Annotated in this window: 1 protein-coding gene; it reads left to right on the forward strand. The window is 64.8% G+C overall.

All coding sequences use genetic code 11. The features are described from left to right. A partial coding sequence (locus ABDB87_RS20505; protein ID WP_345930572.1) for an IS4 family transposase occupies window positions 1–1,319 on the forward strand: 1,319 nt, incomplete at its 5' end. Window position 1,320: the final 1 nt, after the last annotated feature.

Genomic DNA, 1,320 nt, shown 5'->3' on the forward strand with positions numbered 1-1,320 from the left:
TGCAAGAGTACCTGTGCGAGACCCATCAATACGCGACGCCTGAGCAGTGGGGAAGCGTTCGAGACAGCTTGCCGCAAGAGTGGGTGCAACAGGCGCTGCTGGCCACGGGCGTGAGCACGCTGCGCAAGCGCCGGCTGCCCATGGAGCAGGTGTTGTGGCTGGTGCTGGGTATTGCGCTGCTGCGTGATCGCTCGATCCTGCATGTCGCGGATGCGCTGGAGGTGGCCTTGCCCACCAGCGGTGAAGGCATCAGCTCCAGTGCCTTGAGCCAGGCCCGGCAGCGCCTGGGGTGTGAGCCGTTGCAGTGGCTGTTCCGTCACACGGCCGCTCAGTGGGCGAATCAAGAAGCCGGGCGTCATCGTTGGCACGGTTTGTCGCTGTACGCCTTGGACGGCGTCGTCTGGCGCACCCCGGACACGCCCGAGAACCGTCAGCGCTATGGCGGGCAACGCAATCACGCCGAACACCAGAGCCCGTTCCCGCAGGTACGCATGGCCTGCTTGCTGGACGCACGGGCGCGCCTGCTTGTCGATGCCAGTCTGGACGCCTACGACACCAGCGAATACACCCTGGCACAACAGCTGTGGCCCCAACTGCCGGCCGACGCCCTGGTCATCGTGGACAAGGGCTTCTACTCCGCCGGTCTGCTGTGGCCCTTGCAGCACCAGCAGGGACGCCACTGGCTCATCCCCGCGCGGGCTGGCCTCCGGGGCGAGGTGACAGGCACCTATGGCGACGGGGATGTCTGCCTGCGCATGAAGGTCTCCCCGCAGGCGAGAAAGAAGAACCCGAGTCTGCCGCTGACCTGGGAAGTGCGTGCGATCACGCGCGAAATCGACGGCAAATCGCGCACGCTCTTCACCTCGCTGGCCGACCCCGAGCGCTGGGACGCCGACGAGGTGTTTGCGCTGTACCACGAGCGCTGGGAGATCGAACTGGCCTACGGGGAGATCAAGACCGACATGCTGCGCCAGGCCATGACGCTACGCAGCCAGCATCCGGACGGGGTTGAGCAGGAGTTGTGGGCAACGCTGCTCATGTACAACCTGATCCGCCTGGAGATTACGCGCATTGCCGACGAGGCCAAGGTCGAACCCTGTCGCATCAGCTTCATCACCGCCTTGCGCTACATCGTCGACGAGTGGCTGTGGAGTTCAACCAGCACCGCGCCGGGCGCCATTCCGGCCAAGTTACGGGCCATGCGCCAGAACATCCGCCGCTTCGTCCTGCCCCCGCGTCGATCCGAGCGCAGATCCCCTCGTGCCGTACGCATGACCAAAACCCACTACCCCATCAAGAAAAATGCCGCTCAGTCTTAAC

The sequence above is a fragment of the Uliginosibacterium paludis genome, assembly GCF_039631355.1.
Classification (GTDB): Bacteria; Pseudomonadota; Gammaproteobacteria; order Burkholderiales; family Rhodocyclaceae; genus Uliginosibacterium; species Uliginosibacterium paludis.